We start from the raw sequence: 20,711 nt of genomic DNA, 5'->3' as shown, positions 1-20,711 counted from the left end.
AATCCGGGTGCCCTTCTTTGGGCACTTTCTTGGGCAAGCAAGAAAGTGCCTCGGGGCGCGCTGGCGAGTCAGCGCCAGGCAGTATGCGGACCGAAGGCACCGTAAACACCCGAGGCCGAGCCAGGACCAGCCACTACAAAGCAGGCGGCCGAACGAAGCCGCCGTAAACACCGACGACGAACCATGCCCAGCCGCGCAACGGCGCGAAGAGTGCGGTTCAGGCGTGCAGCAGGTGCGCCGGGTAGGGCGAGCCGTCCAGTTCGCGCAGGACGGGGCCGGTCGCCGCGACCTCCAGGTAGCCGGGGTGCTCGTCCCAGGCCGGGAGCACGCAGCGCTGGCGCGGCTGACCATCGACCGCCAGGTCGTGGATCGCGGGGCGGTGGGTATGGCCATGAATCATCAGCGGGACATCGGCGTCGCGGAAGGTATCGGCCACGGCGTTCGCATTCACGTCCATGATGGCGTCGGCCTTCATCCGGCTGTTGTCGCGGCTGGTGGCGCGCATGGCCTCGGCCTGGCGGATGCGTTCCTCCAGCGGATGGGCCAGAAAGGCCCGCTGCCATTCGCCGCCGCGCACCTGCTGGCGAAAGGCCATGTGCTCGGTGTCGTCGGTGCACAGGGAATCGCCATGCAGCAGCACGGCGGGCCCGCAGGGCAGGGCCGCATGCAATGGCTCGGGCGCCAGCTGAATCCCCGCCCGTTTGGCGTAGTCCGGGCCCACGAGAAAATCCCGGTTGCCGTGGATGAAGGCGACCGGGATCTCGAGTGTCTGCAGGGCCTCGGCGAGCTGTTCGGCCGCCGGGAAGCCGGCGTCATCGCCGACCCAGTATTCGAACAGGTCGCCGAGGATGTACAGCGCCGAGGCGCTGCGCGCCGGCCCCTTCAGGAAGGCAAGTACGGCCTCCAGCAGGGGGCCGGGCTCGCGATCCAGGTGCAGGTCGGAGATGACCAGGGCCGGCGCGCTCGAAGCCACGGGGTGGCTCAGTCCTCGACGCGTTTCACGCTTTCCATCACGACCGGCTCCTGCGGCACATCCTGGTGCATGCCGGAACGCCCGGTGGGCACGGACTCGATCTGACGCACGACGTCCATGCCCTCGGTCACCTTGCCGAAGACCGCATAACCCCAGCCCTGCGCATTCGGGGCCGTGTGGTTGAGGAAGTCGTTGTCGTTCACGTTGATGAAGAACTGCGCGGTGGCCGAGTGCGGATCCTGGGTACGGGCCATGGAGATCGCGCCCACCTCGTTCTTCAGGCCGTTGTCCGCCTCGTTGCGGATCGGCTCGCCAGCGGACTTCTGGCTCATGTTCTTGTCGAAGCCGCCGCCCTGGACCATGAATCCCGGGATCACGCGGTGAAAGATCGTACCGTCGTAGAAGCCGTCATCCACGTAGGACATGAAGTTGGCGACCGTCTCCGGGGCGGCTTCGGCGTTGAGTTCCAGCACGATGCGGCCATGGTTGGTTTCGATCGCGACCTGCGGATTGGTATCGGCCATGGGGGCTCCTGAAAGCAGTAGGGCAAGAAGGGCGGTGGCCAGCACAATGGCAAGCCGGGTGCGGATGCGCTGCATGGTTCTGACCTCCGGGGAATTCGAGGGGGGCATGGTACCCGCCACCGGCGGGGCCTGCCAGCACGCCGGTTGGATGTGTGGACGCGGCGCTGGTGAGGCCGCGGGCGCTCCGCTACCATGCGCGCGATGACGAACACCATGACCCGAACCCGTTTCGCCCCCAGTCCCACCGGCCTGCTGCATCTGGGCAACGTCCGCACCGCGCTGTTCAGCGCGCTGCTGGCGCGGTCGCGCGGCGGCCGTTTCCTGCTGCGGATCGAGGACACCGATGCCGAGCGCTCGCGGCCGGAGTTTGTCGAGGCCCTGCAGCGTGATCTCCGCTGGCTGGGCCTGGACTGGGACGAGGGCTTCGGCGCAGGGGGTGACGCCGGTCCCTACGCGCAATCCGAGCGCGGCGAACTCTACGCGGGTTATTACCGGCAGTTGATCGATCAGGGGCTGGCCTATCCGTGCTTCTGCTCGGCCGCCGAGCTGGACCGCGGGCGCAAGCGCATGCGCGCCCAGGGCAAGCCGCCGCGCTATCCCGGGACCTGCGCCCACCTGAGCGCGGAGGAGGCCGAGCGGCGCGCGGCCGAGGGGCAGAAGCCGACCCTGCGCTTTCGCGTGCCGCTGGGCCGGACGGTCCGTTTCGAGGACGGGGTACGCGGGCCGGTGAGCTTTCGGACCGACGAGATCGGCGACTTCGTGATCCGGCGCTCCGACGGCACGCCCGCCTTCTTCTTCTCCAATGCGATCGACGATGCCCTGATGGGCGTGACCGACGTGGTGCGCGGCGAGGACCATATCGCCAACACCCCGCGCCAGATGCTGCTGCTGGAGGCGCTGGGGCTGGTGGCGCCGGCCTATCACCACCTGCCGCTGGTGATGGGGCAGGACGGGGCGCCGTTGTCCAAGCGCAACGGCTCCGCCAGCGTCGAGGAGCTGCGCGCCGATGGCTATCTGCCGCTGGCGATCCTGAACCACCTGGCGCGGCTCGGGCATCGCTTCGAGTCGGACGAGTTGCTCTCGGCCGAGGCGCTGGCGGCCGGCTTCAGCCGCGAGCGGATCGGGCACAGCGCGGCCCGGCATGATCCGCAGCAGCTGGAGCACTGGCAGTCGGAGGCCCTGCGCGGGCTGTCGGACGAGTCACTGCAGGCCTATCTGGAAGCGGCCGGCGTGCTCGAGGGGGTCGCCGCCGACGAGCGGCCGGCCCTGGCGCGCCTGCTGCGGGACAACATCAGCCGGGCGGCCGAGGCGCCGGTGTGGGTGGCGGCGTTCGCGGCTGACCCGATGCCCTACAGCGACAGCGCCCGCCAGGAGCTGGCGGGGGCCGAGGCTGCGTTCTATGGCGCGGCGCTGGCGGCGCTGGATGACGCCGAGGACTTTCCGGCGCTGGCCAAGGCCGTGGGGGCCGCGACCGGTGCCAAGGGGCGCAAGCTGTTCATGCCGCTGCGCGCGGCCCTCTCCGGGCAGACCTTTGGCCCGGAGCTGCCGCGGATCTGGGAGTATCTGGGGCGCGAGCGGGTGCGGGCGCGGCTGCGGGCCGCGCAGGAGATTGCCGCGGCCGGTTGAGCGGGGTCCTGGGCGGGCCCGGGGCGCGTCGTCAGCCCGCTTCGTGGGTCCCGAAGGCGCGGGCGCGCAGGGTGTTGTCCAGCAGCATGGCCACGGTCATCGGGCCGACGCCGCCCGGCACGGGCGTGATCCAGGCGGCCTTCTCGGCGGCGGCGTCGAACTCCACGTCCCCGGTCAGCGTCCCGTCGTCGCGGCGGTTGATGCCGATATCGATGACCGTGGCCCCCGGCTTGATCCAGTCGCCCTTGACCAGGCCGGGTTTGCCCACGGCCGCGACGACGATGTCGGACTGGCGGGCGATGGCGGCGGTGTCCGGCGTGAAGCGGTGGCAGATGGTCGGGGTGGCGCCGGCCAGCAGCAGCTCCAGGGCCATCGGGCGCCCGACGATGTTGGAGGCGCCGATCACGCAGGCGGTGCGGCCCTTGAACGGCTCCTCGATGTGGCGCAGCAACTGGATGACGCCCCAGGGCGTACACGGGCGCAGGCGCGGCACGCGCGCCACCAGGCGGCCGACGTTGTAGGGGTGGAAGCCGTCCACGTCCTTGGCCGGAGAGATGCGCTCGATCACCGTTTCCGGGTCGATGTGGTCGGGCAGGGGCAGCTGGACCAGGATGCCGTCGATGGTGCGGTCGGCGTTGAGCTGGTCGATCAGCGCCAGCAGGTCGGTCTGCGGGGTGCCGGCCGGCAGGTCGTAGGAGTGCGAGACGACGCCGACCTGTTCGCAGGCCTTGCGCTTGTTGCGCACGTACACCTCGGAGGCCGGGTTGGTCCCGACCAGGACCACGGCGAGACCCGGCGGACGCAGGTCGCGGGCGGTCATGGATTCGATCTCGGTCGCGATCCGTGCGCGGTGACTTTGTCCGATCGCGCGTCCGTCGATGAGCTGGGCCGTCATGGGGTCTCGCCTTGGAAGGAATGCCCGCGATCTTCCCATGGCGGGGGCGGGCGCTCAAGCCGACGCGGGCGGGAATCCGTGTTGTCGGCGGACGCAGGAAGAATCCGTTACAGCGCCGCGGAGAGGCTGGTTGTGGCGGGGCTGGCCTCGCAACGGTTGCGGCCGTCCTGCTTGGCGCGATAGAGCGCGTCGTCGGCGCGGCCAATCAGGGTTTCGCCGGTGTCGGATGACTGTGGGTGCGCGTCCAGTGTGGCGATACCGACACTGACAGTGACGGTCAGTTCGTCCGGGGCGCACGGCGGGGCGGCCTGGTGACCCACGAGCGAGATGGGGGTGCTGGAGATGGCATCGCGCAGCTTTTCCCCTAGGGCCAGGGCTGCGTCGAGATTGGTATGCGGGGCGATCACGACAAATTCTTCCCCTCCGAAACGCGCCGCGAGATCCGAACGCCGCAGGACTTGCTGCACGCGTTGAGCGATCGTGGTCAGTATGTAGTCGCCCACGAGATGACCGAGGCGATCATTGATCGGCTTAAATGCGTCGATGTCCAGCATTACTGCCGATAGCGGCTGCTCGTAGCGATGCGCCCGGGATACCTCCTCATCCAGTCGGCGGTCCATATGGCGGCGGTTGAAAAGCCCGGTTAATGGGTCGGTAATGGATTCGTGTTCCAGGCGGGTGATATGGCGAATCTTCTCCAACGAACTGTGGGTCAGGCCGACCACGGTGCAGACGAAACAGCCGCCCAGCAGGAAGATCGCCGGGACCAGCAGGTCCGGAAGGCCCTGGTACAGGCCCCAGTTCAACGGGATGTAGCCGAAATAGCCCAGGGTGAACACCGGGACCAGGAAGGCCATCATCTTCCAGCCCGTACGCACGCGGCTTTGCGGCAGTTGGCGCAGGAGCTGGGCGAGCTTCCACTGGGCGTACAGAAGGCCTGCCGCCCCCAGCACAATGGCCGTACTGGCTACCCAGTCGAGCATCCGTTTCTCCCTGCGTCGCAGCCTTGCGAACGTTGTAGAGTCGACGTTACCACGACAGGCGGTAGCCGGGTGCGAGCGCGGCCGAAATTTCGCGTTTTTCCTTGACCGGATCCCTCTTCCAAGGCTAACATCCTGCGCTCGCTGTGTAGGCCCTTTTTGCGGGGACGGCTCGACGGGGTATAGCGCAGTCTGGTAGCGCGCCTGCTTTGGGAGCAGGATGTCGGGGGTTCGAATCCCTCTACCCCGACCATGGCTCCCGGCCAAGGCTTGCAGGCAGGTTCGAATCAGGCGCCATGGCCCCAATGCTCGGCGGTAACGCGCTCGTAGCTCAACCGGATAGAGCATCGGCCTTCTAAGCCGACGGTTGCAGGTTCGAGTCCTGCCGGGCGCGCCAGGGCCGCCCCTCGCGCAAGTAGCTGTACAGTGACACGGTGGTGACCGTAGCTCAGTTGGTAGAGTCCCGGATTGTGACTCCGGTTGTCGTGGGTTCGAGTCCCATCGGTCACCCCATCCCCTTTTGTTCCGGGGGCCGTTAGCTCAATTGGTAGAGCAGTGGACTCTTAATCCATTGGTTGTAGGTTCGATTCCTACACGGCCCACCATTTCCTTTTCGTTATTCCCTACAGGGTGCCTGGCGGCTGCTGCGGGCGTCTTTCTGTGTCTTGCTGGGTACACCTCCTGTCCGCCATTCCTTCACCTGTCGTTCAGATGCGCGGGCGTAAGCTAACCGCGTGATGTCCGATCAAGGCGGTTGGAAACGGCGGGAGGTGGAAAATGGCAGGGCGATTGATTTTGATTATGGCATTGGTTGGTTCGGTGGCCTTTCTGACCGGATGTCAGACGATCAGCAAGCAGCAGACCGGGGCCCTGATCGGCGGGGCCGCCGGGGGCGCGATCGGCAGTCAGATCGGTGGCGGGCGCGGGCGTACCGCCGCGATTATTGCCGGCACCCTGGCGGGTGCGGCGATCGGCGGTTCGGTGGGGCGCAGCATGGACGATGTCGACCGGATGCGGGTGTCGCGCACGCTGGAGACGGTCCCGGACCGGCAGAGCTCGACCTGGCGCAATCCGAACACCGGGCATCAGTATCAGGCCACGCCCACCCGCACCTACCGTTCCTCGGGGCAGGACTGCCGCGAGTATCAGGTGCAGGCGACGATGGACGGATATCCGGAGACCATCACGGGCACGGCCTGCCGCGATGCCAGCGGGCGCTGGGTGAACGTCTGACGTTCAGGCGTGATCGCTCGGTCTTGGGTTCCGGTGGTAACCGGTCAAGCACGGCTGTCGAGAGCCGCGCAGCCACAAAAAAGCCCCGCATGAGCGGGGCTTTCTCGTTCCGGGTCGGGCCCGGACGGGTGCCGGCAACTGATCAGGAGCGGCGGTACATGTCCTCGGTGGTCGGAACGAAACCGAGGTTGTCCTCGCCGATACCCTTGACCTTGGGTTCGTTGAGGTCGCTGATGCGTACGTTGCCGTCCAGGCTGCGCAGGTATTCGGCGACACCATCCCAGATGTCGACCCCGACACCGCCCGGAACATTCTGCTGCACGCTGGCCCAGCCGGCGACGACGTATTCCTTGTCGGCATCCAGCTTGCGGCCGTCCAGTTCCATCTCGGAGATCCGGTTGCCGATCTCGGCGGTCGGATCGATGGCGTACTTCAGGCCGCCGACGCGCACCATGTCGCCGCCCTGCTGGTAGAAGGGGTCAGCGTTATAGAGGTTGTCCGCGACGTCTTCCAGGATGTCCTTGATCTGGGCCCCGGTGAAGGTGTTGCGGGTCATCTCCGGATAGGTCAGGCCGGTCTGATCCATCACGTGCTCGAAGGTGATGGGCATGCCCGGCAGCACCGTGGTGCCCCAGCGGAAGCCCGGGGAGAAGGAGATCTGGGCGTCGTTGTATTCGATCAGGCCGTCGCAGATCAGCTGGTCGAAGGTGCCGTTGAAATTGCCGCGGCGGTAAAGCAGGTCGTCGGTGACCGCCAGTTCTTCGGACAGCTTTTCCTCCATGTTGAAGGTTTCGCCCTTCCAGGTGACCTCGCTGTTGCGCATGTTGTGGATGAACGAGGCCATGCCCGGGTGTTCCGGCAGCATCTCGGCGAACACCGGCACCAGGCGGTATTCCCAGTCCTGGATCGCGCCGTCGCGGAAGTCGAAGTCCAGCACGCCGACAAACTTGGCGTTGGAGCCGGCGTTGGTGACCAGGCAGGTGCCGCCATCGGGGCGCTCCACCGGCAGCGGCTGCGGCACGGCGTCGTGGGTGTGGCCACCCATGATGGCGTCCAGTCCCTCGACCATACCGGCCATCTTGATGTCCACGTCCATGCCGTTGTGCGACAGGGCGACGACGATCTCGGCGCCCTCCGCGCGGGCCGCGTTGACCTGTTCCTGCATGTCGTCCGGGCGGATGCCGAAGGACCACTGCTCCACCATCCAGCGCGGGTTGGCGATGGGGGTGTAGGGGAAGGCCTGACCTACGACCGCCACGTTCACGCCATTCATCTCGCGGATCACGTAGGGCTTGAAGATCCGATCACCCCAGTCCACGTCGCGCACGTTCTGGGCCACGAAGTCGATGCCTGCGTCGGCGAAGTCGCCGTTCACGACCTCTTCGACGCGGTCGGCGCCGTAGGTGAATTCCCAGTGGCCGGTCATGATGTCGATGCCCAGCAGCTTCTGTGCATCCACCATGTCCTGCGCGTTGGTCCACAGCGCGGAGCCGGAGCCGCCGCCCCAGGTATCGCCGCCATCCAGCAGGAGGGCGTTCGGGCGGGAGTCACGCAGCTTGTCGACCAGGGTCTTGAGGTGCGCGAAGCCGCCCACACGACCGTATTTCTCGGCCGCTTCCATGAAGTCGAGATTGGTGTAGGCGTGCGCGTAGATGCTGTCGCGCTCGATGTCGTAGTGCTTGAGGAAGTGCTCGCCCACGATATGCGGCGGGCGATTGCGCATGTCGGCCACGCCGAGGTTCATGTTCGGTTCGCGGAAGTAGATCGGCTTCAGCTGGGCGTGGCAGTCGGTGTAGTGCAGCAGGTGCACGTTGCCGAAGCGATCCAGCGCATCGTAGGGATCACCCGCGGTGCCGCCCTTGTTGTTGCTGCAGGCAGCGGTGCCCAGGGGGAAACCGGCGGCGCTGGCGGCGGCCAGCAACTGCATGAATTCTCGGCGTGAGATGTGCATGAGGAGTCCTACCTCTCTATTCCGGGTTGGTGGTGAATGGCAGTAAAGACATTTTGCGACGCGAGGTAGACGATCCGTTGCCGGCGTGCATTCCCTAGCGCCGCCCCTCGCGCGCCTCGCGCGCGGTCTCGCGGGCGGAGTCACGCTTGTCCTCGATACGCTGGCGGTCCCGTTCGCTGGCATCCGAGGCGTCCATGGCGGCCTCGAACTGGCGGACCGCTTCTTCATACTGAGCGCGGTGGAAGAAGTATTCGGCCATGGCTTCGCGGCTGATTGCAACATAGCCCGCGCCGTCCGCGATTTCGGCCTGCAGGCGCAGCAGCTCCGGGTTGGGGGCGGCCTCCTGGCGGATCATGTCCGACAGGATGCGGATCGCGCGATCGGGCTGGCCAAGATCCCGGTGTACGCGGGCGAGGCGTTCCCGGATCACCGGGTGGCCGGGGTACACCGCGTCCAGGTCCTGGAGCCGCTCGAGGGCCTGTTCATGTTCGCCCTCCTCGCGCAGCAGGGCGGTGAACGCCAGCTCGAGGGTCAGCCCGGGGGCGTCGGCGGCATCGAGCCGTTCCAGTTGTTCGCGCGCGCGGGTGGCCTCTCCGCGCTCGAGATAGGCGACGGCTGCGCCATAGCGCCGCGCGGGGGATGGGGAGTCCGTCGCGCGAAAGCGCTCCAGGGTGCGGCGCGGGTCTTTCAGGGCCTGCACGCGGGCCTGCATCCATTCGAATTCGGGCCCGCGGGCGCGGGTTTCGGTCGCGGCCATCTGGCTGGCCCGGTTGCGGGCATCGGTGATGCGGTCGAGGGTCACCGGGTGGGTGCGCAGGTATTCCGGTACCTGGTCGCCGACCCCGCGCGAGAGCTCCTGCAACCGCTCGAAGAAATCCGCCATCGCGTGCGGGTCGAACCCGGTGCCCTGCAGGATCTGCATGCCGGCGCGGTCGGCCTCGGCCTCGTTCGCGCGGGTGAAGTTGATCTGCTGCTGGATGCCGCCGGCCACGCCGCCGGTGATGACCGCCGAGCCCAGCGTCGGGTCGACCGCGGAGGCGAGGATGCCCGCCAGGATCGCCAGGCCGGTGGTGAAGTTGATGTCGCGCCCGCGCGCGAACATGCGCGCCAGGTGACGCTGGGTCACATGGGCGATCTCGTGTGCCATGACCGCCGCCAGTTCGGCTTCATCGCGTACCTCGAGGATCAGTCCGGCGTGAATGCCGATGATGCCCCCGGGCATCGCAAAGGCGTTGACCTGGCCGTTGTCTACGGTCAGGAAGTAGAAGGGGCCGTCTGCACTGGGGGCGTTAGCCAGGAGCTGGCGCCCGAGCGAGTCCACGTAGAACACGACCTCGGGGTCGGTGACCAGCGGGGCGGTGCGGCGGATCTCGCGCAGCAGCGAGCGACCGAGCTCGCGTTCTTCGGCGGGGGTCAGGACGCCGCCGGAGGCCTCGCCGAGATCAGGGAGGGAGACCCCGCCGGAGTGGGCGGGCGGGGCCGCCAGTAGTGCCAGCGCCAGCAGCGCGGCGAGCAGGAAATGAGCAATAAACAGCAGGCCGCGAGGGCCGGCGGGCGCCGGCCCTGCATTGCGGCAATGCCGGGAGGCGTAGTTACTTGCCAAGCCCCGGGGCCGACGAATAGGTGCGCATGCTGTCACGGGTTTCCCACAGCTTCGGCTTGAGCATCGCCTCGGGCACCATGAACTTCTTGCGATCCAGTACCTTGTGAGTCCGGACCTTCTTAACGATGTCGTCGTAGCCCATCTTGAACAGCAGGCCGACGTCGCCACCGGAGGTGCGGCGCGCGATCATGTAGTCGTCCTGCATGTCGTGCACATAGATGTTGGCGGGGCGCAGCTTGCCGTTTTCGTCTTTCAGCGTGACGGCGTAATGGCCGTCCACCTGGAATTCGCTCTTGTCCACCGGGATATCCTCCGCGAAGCAATGAAGCTGATCAGTATGCATCAGCGTTTCCTGAAGCGGGAGCGACCATAGCAGAACTTTTCGCGACGGGCGACCATCCACCTGCCCGCCGTCGGACTTGTTTGCATTTGCGGCCGGTTTCGCTATGCTCCGCGCCCACTCTTGCGCTGTCAGCGCCAAAGGCATGCCGGCGGGAGTCGCGAGAGTTCGCATTCCACGACGAGACGACCCGGAGCACAGCGTGTACGGATTCAGCGAGATCACCCCGGACGAACTGGAGCAGTGGCGCAGCGAAGGCAAGACCTTTCGCCTGCTCGACGTGCGCTCGCCGGGCGAGACCGGGCGTGGGGTCATTCCGGGCGCCGAGCTGATCCCGCTGGCAACCCTGCCAATGCGCAAGGACGAGTTCACCGGCGACGACACGCCGCTGGTGATCTACTGCCAGAGTGGCGCCCGATCCGCGCAGGCCTGTGCCTTTCTCGCCCAGCAGGGTGTCGACTGCGCCAGCAGCCTGCGGGGCGGCATCGTCGGCTGGGCACAGACGGGCAAGCCGGTGGTAAGCCCGGATTAGAATTCGGTTGTATTCCGATGCCGTTTCGCCTATAAGGGGGAATTCGGTAGGTAACCGTTCGGTCGTGGCTGTCGCGTTCAGGGCCCGATTCGGACTGCAGTACCCGACTGATAAAACGCACTCAAAGGAGAGAAACGATGGCCAACTTTGACCAAGAACTCGATGCTTCCGGCCTGAACTGCCCGCTGCCCATTCTGCGCGCCAAGAAGGCGCTCGCCGCGATGGACGCCGGCCAGGTTCTGCATATCATCGCCACCGATCCGGGCGCCGTGAAGGACTTCCAGGCCTTCGCCAAGCAGACCGGCAACGAGCTGATGGAACACAAGGAAGAAGGCGGCAAGTTCTACTTCCTCGTAAAGAAGGCCTGAAGCGTTTCAAACGCTTGATTCGGGGCGGCAATCCGCAAGGGTTGACCGCCCCGAATCCTGAATAACGACGGTTGCCATGCGGTAACTGGATTGGTGCCTGGACGAGGTCTAGGCTGGCTGCGCAAGGTTCACAAAGAAACCTGCATCGCCTAAAGCGAAGAGGTGTGAGATATGGCGACATACGCTGAGATGCAGCAAATCTTCGACGATATCCGCGGGGATTTTCGCTACGACCACGAGCTCAACGGCTGCCTGAACTGTGGGATCTGCACGGCCACGTGCCCGTCCGCTCAGTTCTACGATTACTCGCCACGCGAGATCGTCCAGCTGCTCTGGACCGAGAACGTCGAGCAGATCTACGACGCGATGCAGGAGAAGATCTGGGCCTGCGCCCAGTGCATGACCTGTGCGGCGCGCTGCCCGTTCAAGAACTCTCCCGGTGGCCTGGTCGCGATCATGCGCGAAGTGGCCATCAAGCACGAGATGCAGTCCGCGAAGGACGTACTCCGTCCGTTCGGCCGCGTCATGCTCAAGCTGATCACCACGGGTAACCAGCTGTCCCCCGATATGATCCAGCCCGATCACTTCCCTGACTGGGGCCCCAACATCCAGAAGGTGGAAGGCGATCTGCGCATCCTGCGCAAGGCGATTCCGGTGAAGACGCTGCAGACGGTCGAGACCGCCTGGGAAGTGTCCCTGAAGACCTCGGTCGAGATGTACACCATCTGGGAAATGACCGGGGTCCTGAAGTCCCTCGAACTGATGGACGAGAACCTCTTCGACGTGATCGAAGACTTCATCGACGAGAAGCGCGAGGACTACGAAGACTGGCTCGAGGAGCAGGAAGAGGAAGACGACGAATAAGTCGCTCGCCGAATCCCGCATCCAAGACATCAGGAGAAGCGTTATGAGTGAACAGACCCCAGGCAATCACAACCAGAATGGTGAAGGCGCTGGCGCCGGCACCATGAAGCCGGGCTACCACAACACCGACGGCCAGGGCATCGCCGGTCACGGTTCGTTCTTCCAGTCGACCGATCTGTCGAAGGAAGACGCGGTCAAGGCCACCGACTGGGTGCGCAAGCACGTCGACCGCCGCACCATCGATCTTGGTGATCGCATGGATGACGTCCGCGAGCATATGTACGAGCTCGAGAAGGACGGCCAGATCATCATCCATCGCATCGAGGATCAGCACGAGCCGATGTCGGTGAACACCCTGTTCGGCTGGGAGAAGAAGGTCCCGACCAAGCAGCTGTGGCACCACAAGTCCTGCGGCCAGTGCGGCAACATCCCGGGCTACCCGACCTCGCTGCTGTGGTTCATGAACAAGTTCGGCTTCGAGCCGGGCAAGGACTACCTCGACGAGACCGACCAGACCTCCTGCACCGCGTGGAACTACCACGGTTCCGGTATCGGGAACGTCGAGTCGCTGGCGGCGGTGTTCCTGCGCAACTTCCACCAGGCCTACGTCTCCGGCAAGCAGCACGGCCATGAGCTGGGTCACTTCTACCCGCTGGTCCATTGCGGCACCTCCTTTGGTAACTACAAGGAGATCCGCAAGTATCTGGTGGAGTCCGCCGAGCTGCGCGAAAAGGTCACCAAGATCCTTGGCAAGCTGGGGCGCCTGGTCGACGGCAAGCTGGTCATCCCGGAAGAGATCATCCACTACTCCGAGTGGGTGCACGTGATGCGCAACCGCATTGCCTCCGAGCTGCAGACCATCGACGTCTCCAATATCCGCACGACCGCCCACGTGGCCTGCCATTACTACAAGATGGTGCACGAGGACGCGGTGTACGATCCGTCCGTGCTGGGTGGCAACCGTACCGCGATCATCACCTCCACCGCCCAGGCCCTGGGTGCGCAGGTGATCGACTACTCGACCTGGTACGACTGCTGCGGCTTCGGCTTCCGCCACATCATCTCCGAGCGCGAGTTCACCCGCTCGTTCACGATGGATCGCAAGATCCGCGTGGCCCGCGAGGAAGCCAACGCCGACGTGATGCTGGCCAACGACACCGGCTGCGTCACCACCATGGACAAGAACCAGTGGATCGGTAAGGCCCACAACCAGAACTTCCAGATCCCGATCATGGCGGAAGTCCAGTTCGCGGCCCTGGCCTGCGGTGCGGATCCGTTCAAGATCGTCCAGCTGCAGTGGCATGCGTCGCCCTGCGAGGACCTGGTCGAGAAGATGGGCATGTCCTGGTCCGAGGCCAAGAAGACCTTCCAGGAGTACCTGAAGGAGGTCGAGGCCGGCAATATCGAATACCTCTACAATCCTGAACTCGCTTACGGGGGCAAGGTCTGATGCAGCAAGATACCGTTCTAGTAGTGGGTGGTGGCCCGGCCGGTCTGGCCGCCGCCGCGAATGTCACCTCGGCTGGCTTCAAGGCCGTGATGGTCGAGAAGGAAGACGTCCTGGGGGGCGCCCCGATCCTCTCGGGCTACGCCAAGCTGGTGCCCTCCGGCGAGTGGGCGAAGGACGCCATCGGCCGCATGGTCAAGCGTGTCGAGGATGACTCGAACGCCACCGTGCACAAGGGTGCCAAGGTCGAGAAGCTGGACGGCGAAGCCGGCAACTTCACCGCGACCCTGACCAATGGCGAATCGGTCCAGGCCGGCGCCGTGGTGCTCGCCACCGGCTTTACCCATTTCGACTCCATCAACAAGCCGGAGTGGGGTTTCGGGACGTACGAAGACGTCCTGACCACCACCCAGATGGAGCAGATGGTCGCCAGCGGCAAGATCGCCTGCCCGTCCGACGGCCGTGTGCCCGAGCGGGTCTGCATCCTGCTGTGCGTGGGTTCCCGTGACCGCCAGATCGGCCGCGAGTGGTGCTCCAAGATCTGCTGCACCGTGTCCGCCAACCTGGCGATGGAGATCAAGGAGATCTCGCCGGAAACCGACGTGTTCATCTACTACATGGACATCCGGACCTTCGGCCTGTACGAAGACAAGTTCTACTGGAAGTCCCAGGAAGAGTTCAAAACCAAGTTCGTCAAGGCGCGTATCGCCGAAGTGACGGCCTCTGGTGATGGCCGCCTGCTGGTCAAGGGCGAAGACACCCTGGTCAAGCGTCCTATCGTCATCCCGTTCGACATCGTGGTGCACGCGATCGGCATGGACCCGAACGCCGACAATCCCGAGATCTCGCAGGTCTTCGGTGTCGGGCTCGAGAAGCACGGCTTCCTGGAGCGCGCCGAGCAGTACACCAACACCTGTGGCACCACCCGCAAGGGCGTCTATTCCTGCGGTGCGGCCTACGGTCCCGAGACGATCGATGACTCGATCGCCCAGGGTGCCGCCGCTGGTGGTCGCGCGGTTGCGGATCTGCATGCGCTGGTTCAGAAAGCCGGCTGAGGTCGTTAGCGACGCGGCGGCTTCGGGGCTCTCCCCGGAGCCGCTGGAGGTCAGCTTCGACAAGGAGATCCTTTCGACGAAGCTGAACAGTCTGAACGAGGCCATCGCCGAGGCCGGCGGGGTCGACGGACTGGAGACCTTCATCGAGGCCCTGCGGTCGAAGCACGAGGTGTTTGCCGCGATCGTGGCCAAGGGCGACGAGATCGATGCCGAGGATGTCCGGACCCTTGGCGGTCTGGTGTTCTCGGTCCGGCGCAAGCTGCGCTCGTTGATGGCCGAACGACAGGGTGCGCTGGTCGACGGGGTTCGGGCGCTGGTCCGGCCGGATGTCGAGGTCAACGAGCGCCTTGCCGGGTTCGCGGACCTGGCGGCCGACGACAAGAAGCTGCGGCGAGCGATCTGGGACTTCGGTGCCGAGATCCTGCACTTCGCGGACCCCGAGGCCATGCCGCTGGCGTGTCGCTGGGTCTGGGATACGTCGACCACGACGGGTGCGCTGCGGGAGTTTATCCGCGGCAATGACACTCTCCGGTCGATCCCCATCGGGGATTCGGTCGGGGCGATCGAGGGGGCGCGGCGCTGGTTTTTCGATGCGCTGGCCGAGGAAGGCTTCTATCGGGACCTGCCGTTCGTGACGGACCTGGTCTGGGTGCAGGCCTATTCGGACTATGCCCGGTCGCTGTCAATGAGTCTGGGGATGATCGACAACCAGTTCGGTACCAAGCAGGACCCGCTGGAACTGGCTGTCAAGATGCTGGGGATCGACTCCCCGGAAGGTCGTCTGAAAGGAACCGATGCGTCGCTGCATTGAATAACGGAACGAACTTGAGCCTGGCTACACAGGTTTTCGGAGAGACGTCATGGCAATACATGAAAAGGCACTGATCGAGGACGAGCGCCTCCAGCAGCACGATGAGCTGGTGGTCGACGGGGTGGATGTGTCCGGCCACTGGAACACCATGATCGCCCCGCGCACGGTGCGCGATTACGACGACGATTTCGAATCGAAGATCCAGAGCTTCGCGGGTGGCGAAAACGTCCACCGCTGCTGGCAGTGCGGGTCGTGCACGAACTCCTGCACGATGTACGCGCAGAACGTGCAGTTCAATCCGCGCTACTGGATCTACCTGACCCGTCTGGGCATGAAGGAAGAGCTGGTCAAGGACAAGGACATCATCTGGCAGTGCGTCTCGTGCAACAAGTGCACGAACATCTGCCCGAAGGACGTGAAGCCGGAAGGGGTCATGAAGGCCCTGGCGCACTGGATGGAAGAGGAAGGGATCACCGAGAAGGCCCCGTCCACGCACTTCGACGAAGAGTTCGCCGACCAGATCTACAAGACCGGCCGCATCGAAGACGGCAAGGTCATGCAGAACTTCTTCAAGAAGACCGGCCAGCCGCTGGTGCAGGAATGGCTGAAGGTGTTCATCTTCCGCATGATGAAGCACCTGCCGGTGAAGCATCTGATGGCGATGGGCTTCAACACGATTCATACGCCGCGCACGAAGTCCTGGGGCAAGACCGGGGACGTGCTGAAGAATTACGTGCGCGAACAGAAGGAGGCCGCTCATGGCTAAGGTTGCTTACTATCCGGGTTGCGCGCTCGAGGGCTCCGGTGGGCCGTACGACCGCTCCACCCGCGTGCTGGTCAAGGCGCTGGGTCTCGAGATGGAGAACCTGCGGGACTGGAACTGCTGTGGTGCGATGGAGGTGAAGAACGTCCATCCCATGCTGCAGACCTACCTGTCCGCGCGGAACATGGCGATCGCCTCCGAGCAGATGGGCATGGACACCGTGATGGCGCCGTGCAACGGCTGCTACCACAACCTGAAGAAGGCCGAGTACGAGACCGCCACCTCCGAGGACGCGATGAATACCGTCCAGGATCTGGCGCGCAAGTCGGACGACCCGGTCTACAGCGGCGACGTGCGCACGCTGCACCTGCTCGAGTGGCTGATGGAAGAGCTGGGTCCCGAGGGGATCAAGCAGAAGATGACCAAGAGCCTGAACGGCATCAAAGTCGCCAACTACTACGGCTGCATGTATACCCGCCCGCGCCAGATCTTCCCCGAGAAGGACAATGGCCCGGGTTCCGACTCCAGCTATCAGCCGCACTTCATGGACGACCTGCTGGGTGCCGCCGGCGCGGTGAACGTCGAGTACCCGCTGAAGACGTCCTGCTGCGGCGGGGCGCATACGCTGTCGGATTCCGACACCTCGACCCAGCTGGTGCTGAACCTGCTGCAGTCAGCTGAGGACTCCGGCGCGGAAGTGATCGCGACCGAGTGCCCGACCTGCCACTCTGGTCTGGAGATGCATCAGGTGCGCGCCGAGACCGAGTTCGGGATCAAGACCGACGTGAAGGTGCTGTACTTCACCCAGCTGCTGGGTCTGGCCATGGGCCTGTCCCCGCGCAAGCTGGGCATTCACGAAAACGTGAGTGACTCGATTGGTCTGCTGAAGGAGAAGGGGGTCATCTGATCCCCCGATCCATGCCCAGCATGGCCCATTGACGAGTTCAGAAGACGGGCGCCTGGCGCCCGTTTTTTGTGGAGGCACGGGTCCGCTCGGTCCCGGGAACGAGGCGAAACATGGATTGCAACGGCTGCGAGTTTCACCCTGAACTGTTCTACGACGACGAGTTCCAGATCTGGCTGCGCCGCGAGGACGACGACACCCTGACGGTGGGGATGACCGACCTGTCGCAGACGATCGCGGGGAAGATCATCCACGTGCGCGTCCGGCGCCCCGGTACGCGACGCCCCCCGGGCAAGCCGGTGGCGACCATCGAGAGTGGCAAGTGGGCAGGCCCGATCCCGAACTTCATCGACTGCAAGATCGTCGAGGGGAATGACGAGGTGCTGGAGAATCCGGTGCTGCTGAACTCGGACCCGTACAATGCCTGGATCGCCCGGGTCGAGCCGACCAACGGGGTCGAGGCGGCGCTGGAGGAATTCCTGACCGGGGACAAGGCCGAGGAAGGCTATTGCAAGCGGGCCAAGGATGATGACATCCAGTGCCAGCGCAAGCTGCGGTGAGCGAAACCATGGCGAATCTCGACGACGACTACTACCTGGACAACGACGAGCAGACGGTCGTGATCATCATGACCTCGGGCCCGTCGACGCCGGGGCGCTGTGCCACCCCGTTCTATCTCGGTTCCGTGATGGCGTCCATGGACGTGGATGTCTATATCTTCTTCACTATGGAAGGCGTGCGCCTGATGGAGAAGGGGGTCGCGGACGACCTCCGGGCCATGGAAGACGGCAAATTGATCAAGGATTTTATTCAGGACGCGAAGCGCGCCGGAGTGCGGCTGCACGTTTGCCAGCCCGCGCTGCCGGGGTATAGAATCGACGCGTCTTCGGATCTCATCGACGAAGTCGATGAAGTGAATCGGGCGAGCGAACTAGCCGACCTGATACTACGCAGTGATAAAACGATAACGTTTTAATTTTCCCGCTTTATTTGAATATTCCTGGAGGAAGACATGGGTGCAGTTCGGGGTTGTGATATTCCGGAAGATCTGATGTACAACGTTGAAAACAACGTTTGGGTGCGCAAGGAAAGCGACGGTACCGCGACGGTCGGCCTGACTTCCTACGCCTGTTCGCTGGCGGGCACGATCGTGTCCTACACCCCGAAGAAGGTTGGCAAGACGGTCAAGAAGGACAAGTCCTGCACCACCGTCGAATCCGGCAAGTGGGTGGGTCCGGCGAAGACCCCGGTCACCGGTGAAGTCACCGAGACCAATGACAAGGTTGCTGCCAATCCGGGGCTGATCAACGAAGACCCCTACGGCGAAGGCTGGCTGATCAAGCTGAAGCCGGAAGACTGGGACGGCGAAGTCGGCGATCTGAAGACCGGCTCCGATGCCCTGGCGGCCTTCGAAGCCAAGATGGAAGCGGACGGTTTCGGCGGCTGCTGATCCCGTTTCCGGTCCGGGCCGCCGTTCCCTCGAGGTCGGCGGCCCCTTTTTTTCGGTAATACCCGAGTAAAACCTTCAAGAAATTCGCCGAACCCGGAGAACGCCCATGACGAGCTGGAACGATGTAATCCAGCGGGTCGAGCCCCTCGAGGACGTCCCTGTCGATCCGTCGCTGGTTGATGACCTCCAGCACAGCCTGCGACACAGCGGTGACCCGGGTTCGGTGCACTTCTACACCCCGACGTTCAAGTCCTATCAGTCGACGGAACTGGCCGATTGCGGCAAGAGTGCCTGGCCGGCCATGTCCATCACCGGCGGTGACTGCAAGCTGGCCTGCGATCACTGCAAGGCGAAGATACTGGAGCCGATGATCCCCGTCCGCACCCCGGAGGATCTCTGGCGCCAGGTGAATGGTGTGATCGAGTCTGGTGCCCAGGGCATGCTGCTGACCGGAGGCTCCAACCATCGCAACGAGGTGGAGTACGACCCGTACTACTCCACCATCCGCCGGATCAAGGACGAGTTCCCCGAGTTCCGTATTGCCATGCACACGGCGCTGGTGGATGACGACATCGCGTTGTCCATGGAGCAGGCCGGCATCGACGCGGCCATGATGGACGTGATCGGGGCCCAGGACACGATCACGCAGGTCTACCACCTGCGGCGCAGCGTGGATGATTTCGAGCAGACCCTCGAGAGCCTGGTGAACACCAACATGAAGGTGGTCCCGCATATTGTGATCGGCCTGCACTACGGCAAGCTGCTGGGCGAGTGGAACGCGCTGGAGATGCTGGCGCGCCATCTGCCCGACGCGGTGGTGCTGGTGGTGGTCATGCCGTTCTACGCCCCGGCCAGCCGTCCGTTCGAGACCCCGGACGTGCACGCGGTCGGTCGCTTCTTCCATGATGCGCGCGAGCGCCTGGGCGATACGTCGCTGCTGCTGGGTTGCGCGCGGCCGCCGGGCGAGGCCAAGAGCCAGATCGACAGCTACGCGGTGATGGCGGGACTGTCCGGCATCGCGCACCCGGCCGAGGGCGTGGTCGAGCTCGCCGCGCGCCTGGGCAAGAAGGTCCGGGTCACGCCGGCCTGCTGTTCCATCGCGGTCGGCGACGAGGTCATGGCCGAGGACGCCGGCGTCGGCAGCGGCGTCGAGCTGGATCTCGACACCATCGTGGCGGAGGAGACCCGCCGTCGGGAGCAGGAGCGCAAGGCCCGCCAGGGCCTGGGCGGTATCCGCATCGTGACCGAAGGCGGCGAAGTGGCGTCCGGGGGTGGCTGTCATGCCTGAACGCGATCAGACGACCCTGCGCGTCCTGGACACCGGGCTGCGCCCGGCGGCCGAAAACATGGCCTTCAACCGCTCGCTGCTGGAGTGTCACCAGGAAGGCGTTTCCCCGCATACCCTGCGCTTCCTGCAGTTCGAGCCCTGCGCGCTGGTGGGCTTTCACCAGAACGTCGACCAGGAGATCAACACCGAGTACTGCAAGGAGCACGGGATCGCGATCCAGCGGCGCATTACCGGCGGCGGTGCGATCTATTTCGATGCCACGCAGCTCGGCTGGGAGCTGTACCTGGACAAGCGCTTCCTCGGCACGGCGGACATGGGCCAGATCGCCGCCCGCATCTGCAACGCGGCGGCCGCGGGCATGCGCTCGCTGGGCGTGGACGCGCAGTTCCGCCCGCGTAACGACATCGAGGTCGATGGCCGCAAGATCTCCGGTACCGGCGGCGCCTTCGATGGCGAGTCGATCATGTATCAGGGCACGCTGCTGATCGAATTCGATGTAGAGGACATGCTGCGCATCCTGCGCATTCCGGCCGAGAAGCTCTCGAACAAGGCGATCGAGTCCGCCCGGGACCGGGTCGTGAACCTGGCGACGCTGCTGGAGGAGATGCCGGCCCTGGATGTGGTGAAGGACGCCATCGCGCGTGCCTTCGCCGAGGAGTTCGGCGTGCGCACCGAGGCCGCCGATCTGCTGCCGGAAGAGCGTCGCGCCTTCGACGCGGCCCTGGCCGAGATCGATACCGAGGAGTGGGTGTACCAGCGCAACCGCCCGGCGACCGACGCCCCGATGTTCGAGAGCATCTTCAAGTCCGACGGTGGCCTGATGCGCGTGGGTGCGGCGCTCGATCCCGAGCGCAAGCGCCTCAAGCAGCTCTGGATTACCGGCGATATCTTCGTCAAGCCGGCGCGGACCATCGCGGATCTGGAAGCCGCCCTGCGCGATACGCCGCAGGCCGAGATGGAGGATCGCGTGCGCGCATTCTTCGCGGAACGCGACGTGGAGATGCTGCAGCTGACGGCCGACGACTTCATCGCCGCCATCCAGTCGGCCCTGGCGCAGGCCGAGGTCGACTCGGCGGCCGCGCAGTGAGCCGCGCCGGGAGCCTT

22 protein-coding genes and 4 tRNA genes are annotated in these 20,711 nt (G+C 64.9%); 19 read left to right on the top strand and 7 right to left on the bottom strand.

Annotated elements, in window-relative coordinates:
- Positions 1-217: 217 nt before the first annotated feature.
- Both D103_RS0112800 and D103_RS0112795 read right to left on the bottom strand, forming a co-directional pair.
- Entirely contained in the window at positions 218-973 is a 756-nt protein-coding gene (locus D103_RS0112800; protein WP_018877066.1) for a UDP-2,3-diacylglucosamine diphosphatase, read from the bottom strand.
- A gap of 8 nt (positions 974-981) precedes the next feature.
- Positions 982-1,497 carry a peptidylprolyl isomerase gene (locus D103_RS0112795; RefSeq protein ID WP_018137548.1) on the bottom strand — a complete coding sequence of 172 codons (516 nt, stop codon included), beginning with the start codon at positions 1,495-1,497 and terminating at the stop codon, positions 982-984.
- Between the two features lie 192 nt (positions 1,498-1,689).
- On the opposite strand from D103_RS0112795, the gene gltX reads away from it, so the two are divergent.
- Complete coding sequence (gene gltX, locus D103_RS0112790; protein ID WP_018877065.1) at positions 1,690-3,123, top strand: glutamate--tRNA ligase; 1,434 nt, start codon at positions 1,690-1,692, stop codon at positions 3,121-3,123.
- A gap of 31 nt (positions 3,124-3,154) precedes the next feature.
- On the opposite strand, the gene folD is transcribed toward gltX, so the two are convergent.
- Both folD and D103_RS0112780 read right to left on the bottom strand, forming a co-directional pair.
- On the bottom strand, positions 3,155-4,018 hold the full coding sequence (gene folD, locus D103_RS0112785; protein WP_018867251.1) for a bifunctional methylenetetrahydrofolate dehydrogenase/methenyltetrahydrofolate cyclohydrolase FolD: 864 nt from the start codon (positions 4,016-4,018) through the stop codon (positions 3,155-3,157).
- Positions 4,019-4,125: 107 nt separating this feature from the next.
- Positions 4,126-5,001 carry a GGDEF domain-containing protein gene (locus D103_RS0112780; protein WP_018877064.1) on the bottom strand — a complete coding sequence of 292 codons (876 nt, stop codon included), beginning with the start codon at positions 4,999-5,001 and terminating at the stop codon, positions 4,126-4,128.
- A 173-nt stretch (positions 5,002-5,174) separates the two neighbouring features.
- Between D103_RS0112780 and D103_RS0112775 the strand changes: the two genes are divergently transcribed.
- The 5 genes from D103_RS0112775 to D103_RS0112755 all read left to right on the top strand — a co-directional run bounded on the left by D103_RS0112775 (position 5,175) and on the right by D103_RS0112755 (position 6,231).
- A tRNA-Pro gene (locus tag D103_RS0112775) sits at positions 5,175-5,251 on the top strand.
- 67 nt (positions 5,252-5,318) lie between these two features.
- A tRNA-Arg gene (locus D103_RS0112770) sits at positions 5,319-5,395 on the top strand.
- Between the two features lie 40 nt (positions 5,396-5,435).
- Positions 5,436-5,511 (top strand) — tRNA-His (locus tag D103_RS0112765).
- 16 nt (positions 5,512-5,527) lie between these two features.
- Positions 5,528-5,603, top strand: a tRNA-Lys gene (locus tag D103_RS0112760).
- A gap of 196 nt (positions 5,604-5,799) precedes the next feature.
- Complete coding sequence (locus tag D103_RS0112755) at positions 5,800-6,231, top strand: RT0821/Lpp0805 family surface protein (RefSeq protein WP_018877063.1); 432 nt, start codon at positions 5,800-5,802, stop codon at positions 6,229-6,231.
- Positions 6,232-6,373: 142 nt separating this feature from the next.
- Here the strand turns inward: D103_RS0112755 and soxB are convergent, their stop codons facing one another.
- From soxB to D103_RS0112740, 3 genes are all read right to left on the bottom strand, one after another.
- The gene (soxB, locus tag D103_RS0112750) at positions 6,374-8,182 is read right to left on the bottom strand and encodes a thiosulfohydrolase SoxB (protein WP_018877062.1); all 1,809 of its coding nucleotides are present in this window, start codon (positions 8,180-8,182) and stop codon (positions 6,374-6,376) included.
- A gap of 94 nt (positions 8,183-8,276) precedes the next feature.
- Positions 8,277-9,698, bottom strand: coding sequence for a M48 family metalloprotease (locus D103_RS0112745; protein WP_026280367.1), 1,422 nt, complete (start codon positions 9,696-9,698; stop codon positions 8,277-8,279).
- 76 nt (positions 9,699-9,774) lie between these two features.
- Positions 9,775-10,128, bottom strand: coding sequence for a hypothetical protein (locus tag D103_RS0112740; protein WP_018867555.1), 354 nt, complete (start codon positions 10,126-10,128; stop codon positions 9,775-9,777).
- 199 nt (positions 10,129-10,327) lie between these two features.
- Here D103_RS0112740 and D103_RS0112735 point away from each other — a divergent pair, with 199 nt between their 5' ends.
- The 13 genes from D103_RS0112735 to D103_RS0112675 all read left to right on the top strand — a co-directional run bounded on the left by D103_RS0112735 (position 10,328) and on the right by D103_RS0112675 (position 20,694).
- Positions 10,328-10,657, top strand: a complete 330-nt coding sequence (locus D103_RS0112735; RefSeq protein WP_018867554.1) for a rhodanese-like domain-containing protein — start codon at positions 10,328-10,330, stop codon at positions 10,655-10,657.
- Positions 10,658-10,794: 137 nt separating this feature from the next.
- Complete coding sequence (locus tag D103_RS0112730) at positions 10,795-11,025, top strand: sulfurtransferase TusA family protein (RefSeq protein WP_017941140.1); 231 nt, start codon at positions 10,795-10,797, stop codon at positions 11,023-11,025.
- Between the two features lie 189 nt (positions 11,026-11,214).
- Positions 11,215-11,889, top strand: a complete 675-nt coding sequence (locus tag D103_RS0112725) for a 4Fe-4S dicluster domain-containing protein (protein WP_017941141.1) — start codon at positions 11,215-11,217, stop codon at positions 11,887-11,889.
- 43 nt (positions 11,890-11,932) lie between these two features.
- Positions 11,933-13,339, top strand: a complete 1,407-nt coding sequence (locus D103_RS0112720) for a heterodisulfide reductase-related iron-sulfur binding cluster (RefSeq protein ID WP_018867553.1) — start codon at positions 11,933-11,935, stop codon at positions 13,337-13,339.
- 23 nt (positions 13,340-13,362) lie between these two features.
- The gene (locus D103_RS0112715) at positions 13,363-14,391 is read left to right on the top strand and encodes an FAD-dependent oxidoreductase (RefSeq protein WP_018877060.1); all 1,029 of its coding nucleotides are present in this window, start codon (positions 13,363-13,365) and stop codon (positions 14,389-14,391) included.
- Positions 14,330-15,202 (top strand): hypothetical protein, encoded by an 873-nt coding sequence (locus tag D103_RS0112710; RefSeq protein ID WP_018877059.1) that lies wholly within the window; start codon positions 14,330-14,332, stop codon positions 15,200-15,202. The genes D103_RS0112715 and D103_RS0112710 overlap by 62 nt, the downstream gene beginning before the upstream one ends.
- A 49-nt stretch (positions 15,203-15,251) precedes the next feature.
- Positions 15,252-15,968 (top strand): 4Fe-4S dicluster domain-containing protein, encoded by a 717-nt coding sequence (locus tag D103_RS0112705; protein ID WP_018867550.1) that lies wholly within the window; start codon positions 15,252-15,254, stop codon positions 15,966-15,968.
- Positions 15,961-16,872 (top strand): CoB--CoM heterodisulfide reductase iron-sulfur subunit B family protein, encoded by a 912-nt coding sequence (locus tag D103_RS0112700; RefSeq protein WP_018867549.1) that lies wholly within the window; start codon positions 15,961-15,963, stop codon positions 16,870-16,872. The genes D103_RS0112705 and D103_RS0112700 overlap by 8 nt, the downstream gene beginning before the upstream one ends.
- Before the next feature lie 110 nt (positions 16,873-16,982).
- On the top strand, positions 16,983-17,429 hold the full coding sequence (locus D103_RS0112695) for a glycine cleavage system protein H (RefSeq protein ID WP_018867548.1): 447 nt from the start codon (positions 16,983-16,985) through the stop codon (positions 17,427-17,429).
- An 8-nt stretch (positions 17,430-17,437) separates the two neighbouring features.
- Positions 17,438-17,845 (top strand): DsrE family protein, encoded by a 408-nt coding sequence (locus D103_RS0112690; protein ID WP_026279299.1) that lies wholly within the window; start codon positions 17,438-17,440, stop codon positions 17,843-17,845.
- Positions 17,846-17,881: 36 nt separating this feature from the next.
- Entirely contained in the window at positions 17,882-18,319 is a 438-nt protein-coding gene (locus D103_RS0112685; protein WP_012982053.1) for a glycine cleavage system protein H, read from the top strand.
- Positions 18,320-18,425: 106 nt separating this feature from the next.
- Positions 18,426-19,607: a radical SAM protein gene (locus D103_RS0112680; protein WP_018877058.1), complete on the top strand. Its 1,182-nt coding sequence runs from the start codon at positions 18,426-18,428 to the stop codon at positions 19,605-19,607.
- Positions 19,600-20,694 carry a biotin/lipoate A/B protein ligase family protein gene (locus D103_RS0112675; protein ID WP_018877057.1) on the top strand — a complete coding sequence of 365 codons (1,095 nt, stop codon included), beginning with the start codon at positions 19,600-19,602 and terminating at the stop codon, positions 20,692-20,694. The genes D103_RS0112680 and D103_RS0112675 overlap by 8 nt, the downstream gene beginning before the upstream one ends.
- Positions 20,695-20,711: the final 17 nt, after the last annotated feature.

It is taken from the genome of Thioalkalivibrio sp. ALE31, from assembly GCF_000377405.1.
Lineage (GTDB): Bacteria > Pseudomonadota > Gammaproteobacteria > Ectothiorhodospirales > Ectothiorhodospiraceae > Thioalkalivibrio.
Note: the sequence above shows the minus strand (reverse complement) of the source record. Positions and strands in the feature narration are given on the sequence as shown.

Excerpts from the sequence above, each read along its gene's own strand:
- soxB (WP_018877062.1), bottom strand. The coding sequence starts at position 8,182 with ATGCACATCTCACGCCGAGAATTCATGCAGTTGCTGGCCGCCGCCAGC.
- D103_RS0112730 (WP_017941140.1), top strand. The coding sequence starts at position 10,795 with ATGGCCAACTTTGACCAAGAACTCGATGCTTCCGGCCTGAACTGCCCG.
- D103_RS0112780 (WP_018877064.1), bottom strand. The coding sequence starts at position 5,001 with ATGCTCGACTGGGTAGCCAGTACGGCCATTGTGCTGGGGGCGGCAGGC.
- D103_RS0112755 (WP_018877063.1), top strand. The coding sequence starts at position 5,800 with ATGGCATTGGTTGGTTCGGTGGCCTTTCTGACCGGATGTCAGACGATC.
- D103_RS0112690 (WP_026279299.1), top strand. The coding sequence starts at position 17,438 with ATGGCGAATCTCGACGACGACTACTACCTGGACAACGACGAGCAGACG.
- D103_RS0112720 (WP_018867553.1), top strand. The coding sequence starts at position 11,933 with ATGAGTGAACAGACCCCAGGCAATCACAACCAGAATGGTGAAGGCGCT.
- D103_RS0112700 (WP_018867549.1), top strand. The coding sequence starts at position 15,961 with ATGGCTAAGGTTGCTTACTATCCGGGTTGCGCGCTCGAGGGCTCCGGT.
- D103_RS0112795 (WP_018137548.1), bottom strand. The coding sequence starts at position 1,497 with ATGGCCGATACCAATCCGCAGGTCGCGATCGAAACCAACCATGGCCGC.
- folD (WP_018867251.1), bottom strand. The coding sequence starts at position 4,018 with ATGACGGCCCAGCTCATCGACGGACGCGCGATCGGACAAAGTCACCGC.
- D103_RS0112740 (WP_018867555.1), bottom strand. The coding sequence starts at position 10,128 with ATGCATACTGATCAGCTTCATTGCTTCGCGGAGGATATCCCGGTGGAC.
- D103_RS0112680 (WP_018877058.1), top strand. The coding sequence starts at position 18,426 with ATGACGAGCTGGAACGATGTAATCCAGCGGGTCGAGCCCCTCGAGGAC.
- D103_RS0112705 (WP_018867550.1), top strand. The coding sequence starts at position 15,252 with ATGGCAATACATGAAAAGGCACTGATCGAGGACGAGCGCCTCCAGCAG.
- gltX (WP_018877065.1), top strand. The coding sequence starts at position 1,690 with ATGCGCGCGATGACGAACACCATGACCCGAACCCGTTTCGCCCCCAGT.
- D103_RS0112695 (WP_018867548.1), top strand. The coding sequence starts at position 16,983 with ATGGATTGCAACGGCTGCGAGTTTCACCCTGAACTGTTCTACGACGAC.
- D103_RS0112685 (WP_012982053.1), top strand. The coding sequence starts at position 17,882 with ATGGGTGCAGTTCGGGGTTGTGATATTCCGGAAGATCTGATGTACAAC.
- D103_RS0112725 (WP_017941141.1), top strand. The coding sequence starts at position 11,215 with ATGCAGCAAATCTTCGACGATATCCGCGGGGATTTTCGCTACGACCAC.
- D103_RS0112675 (WP_018877057.1), top strand. The coding sequence starts at position 19,600 with ATGCCTGAACGCGATCAGACGACCCTGCGCGTCCTGGACACCGGGCTG.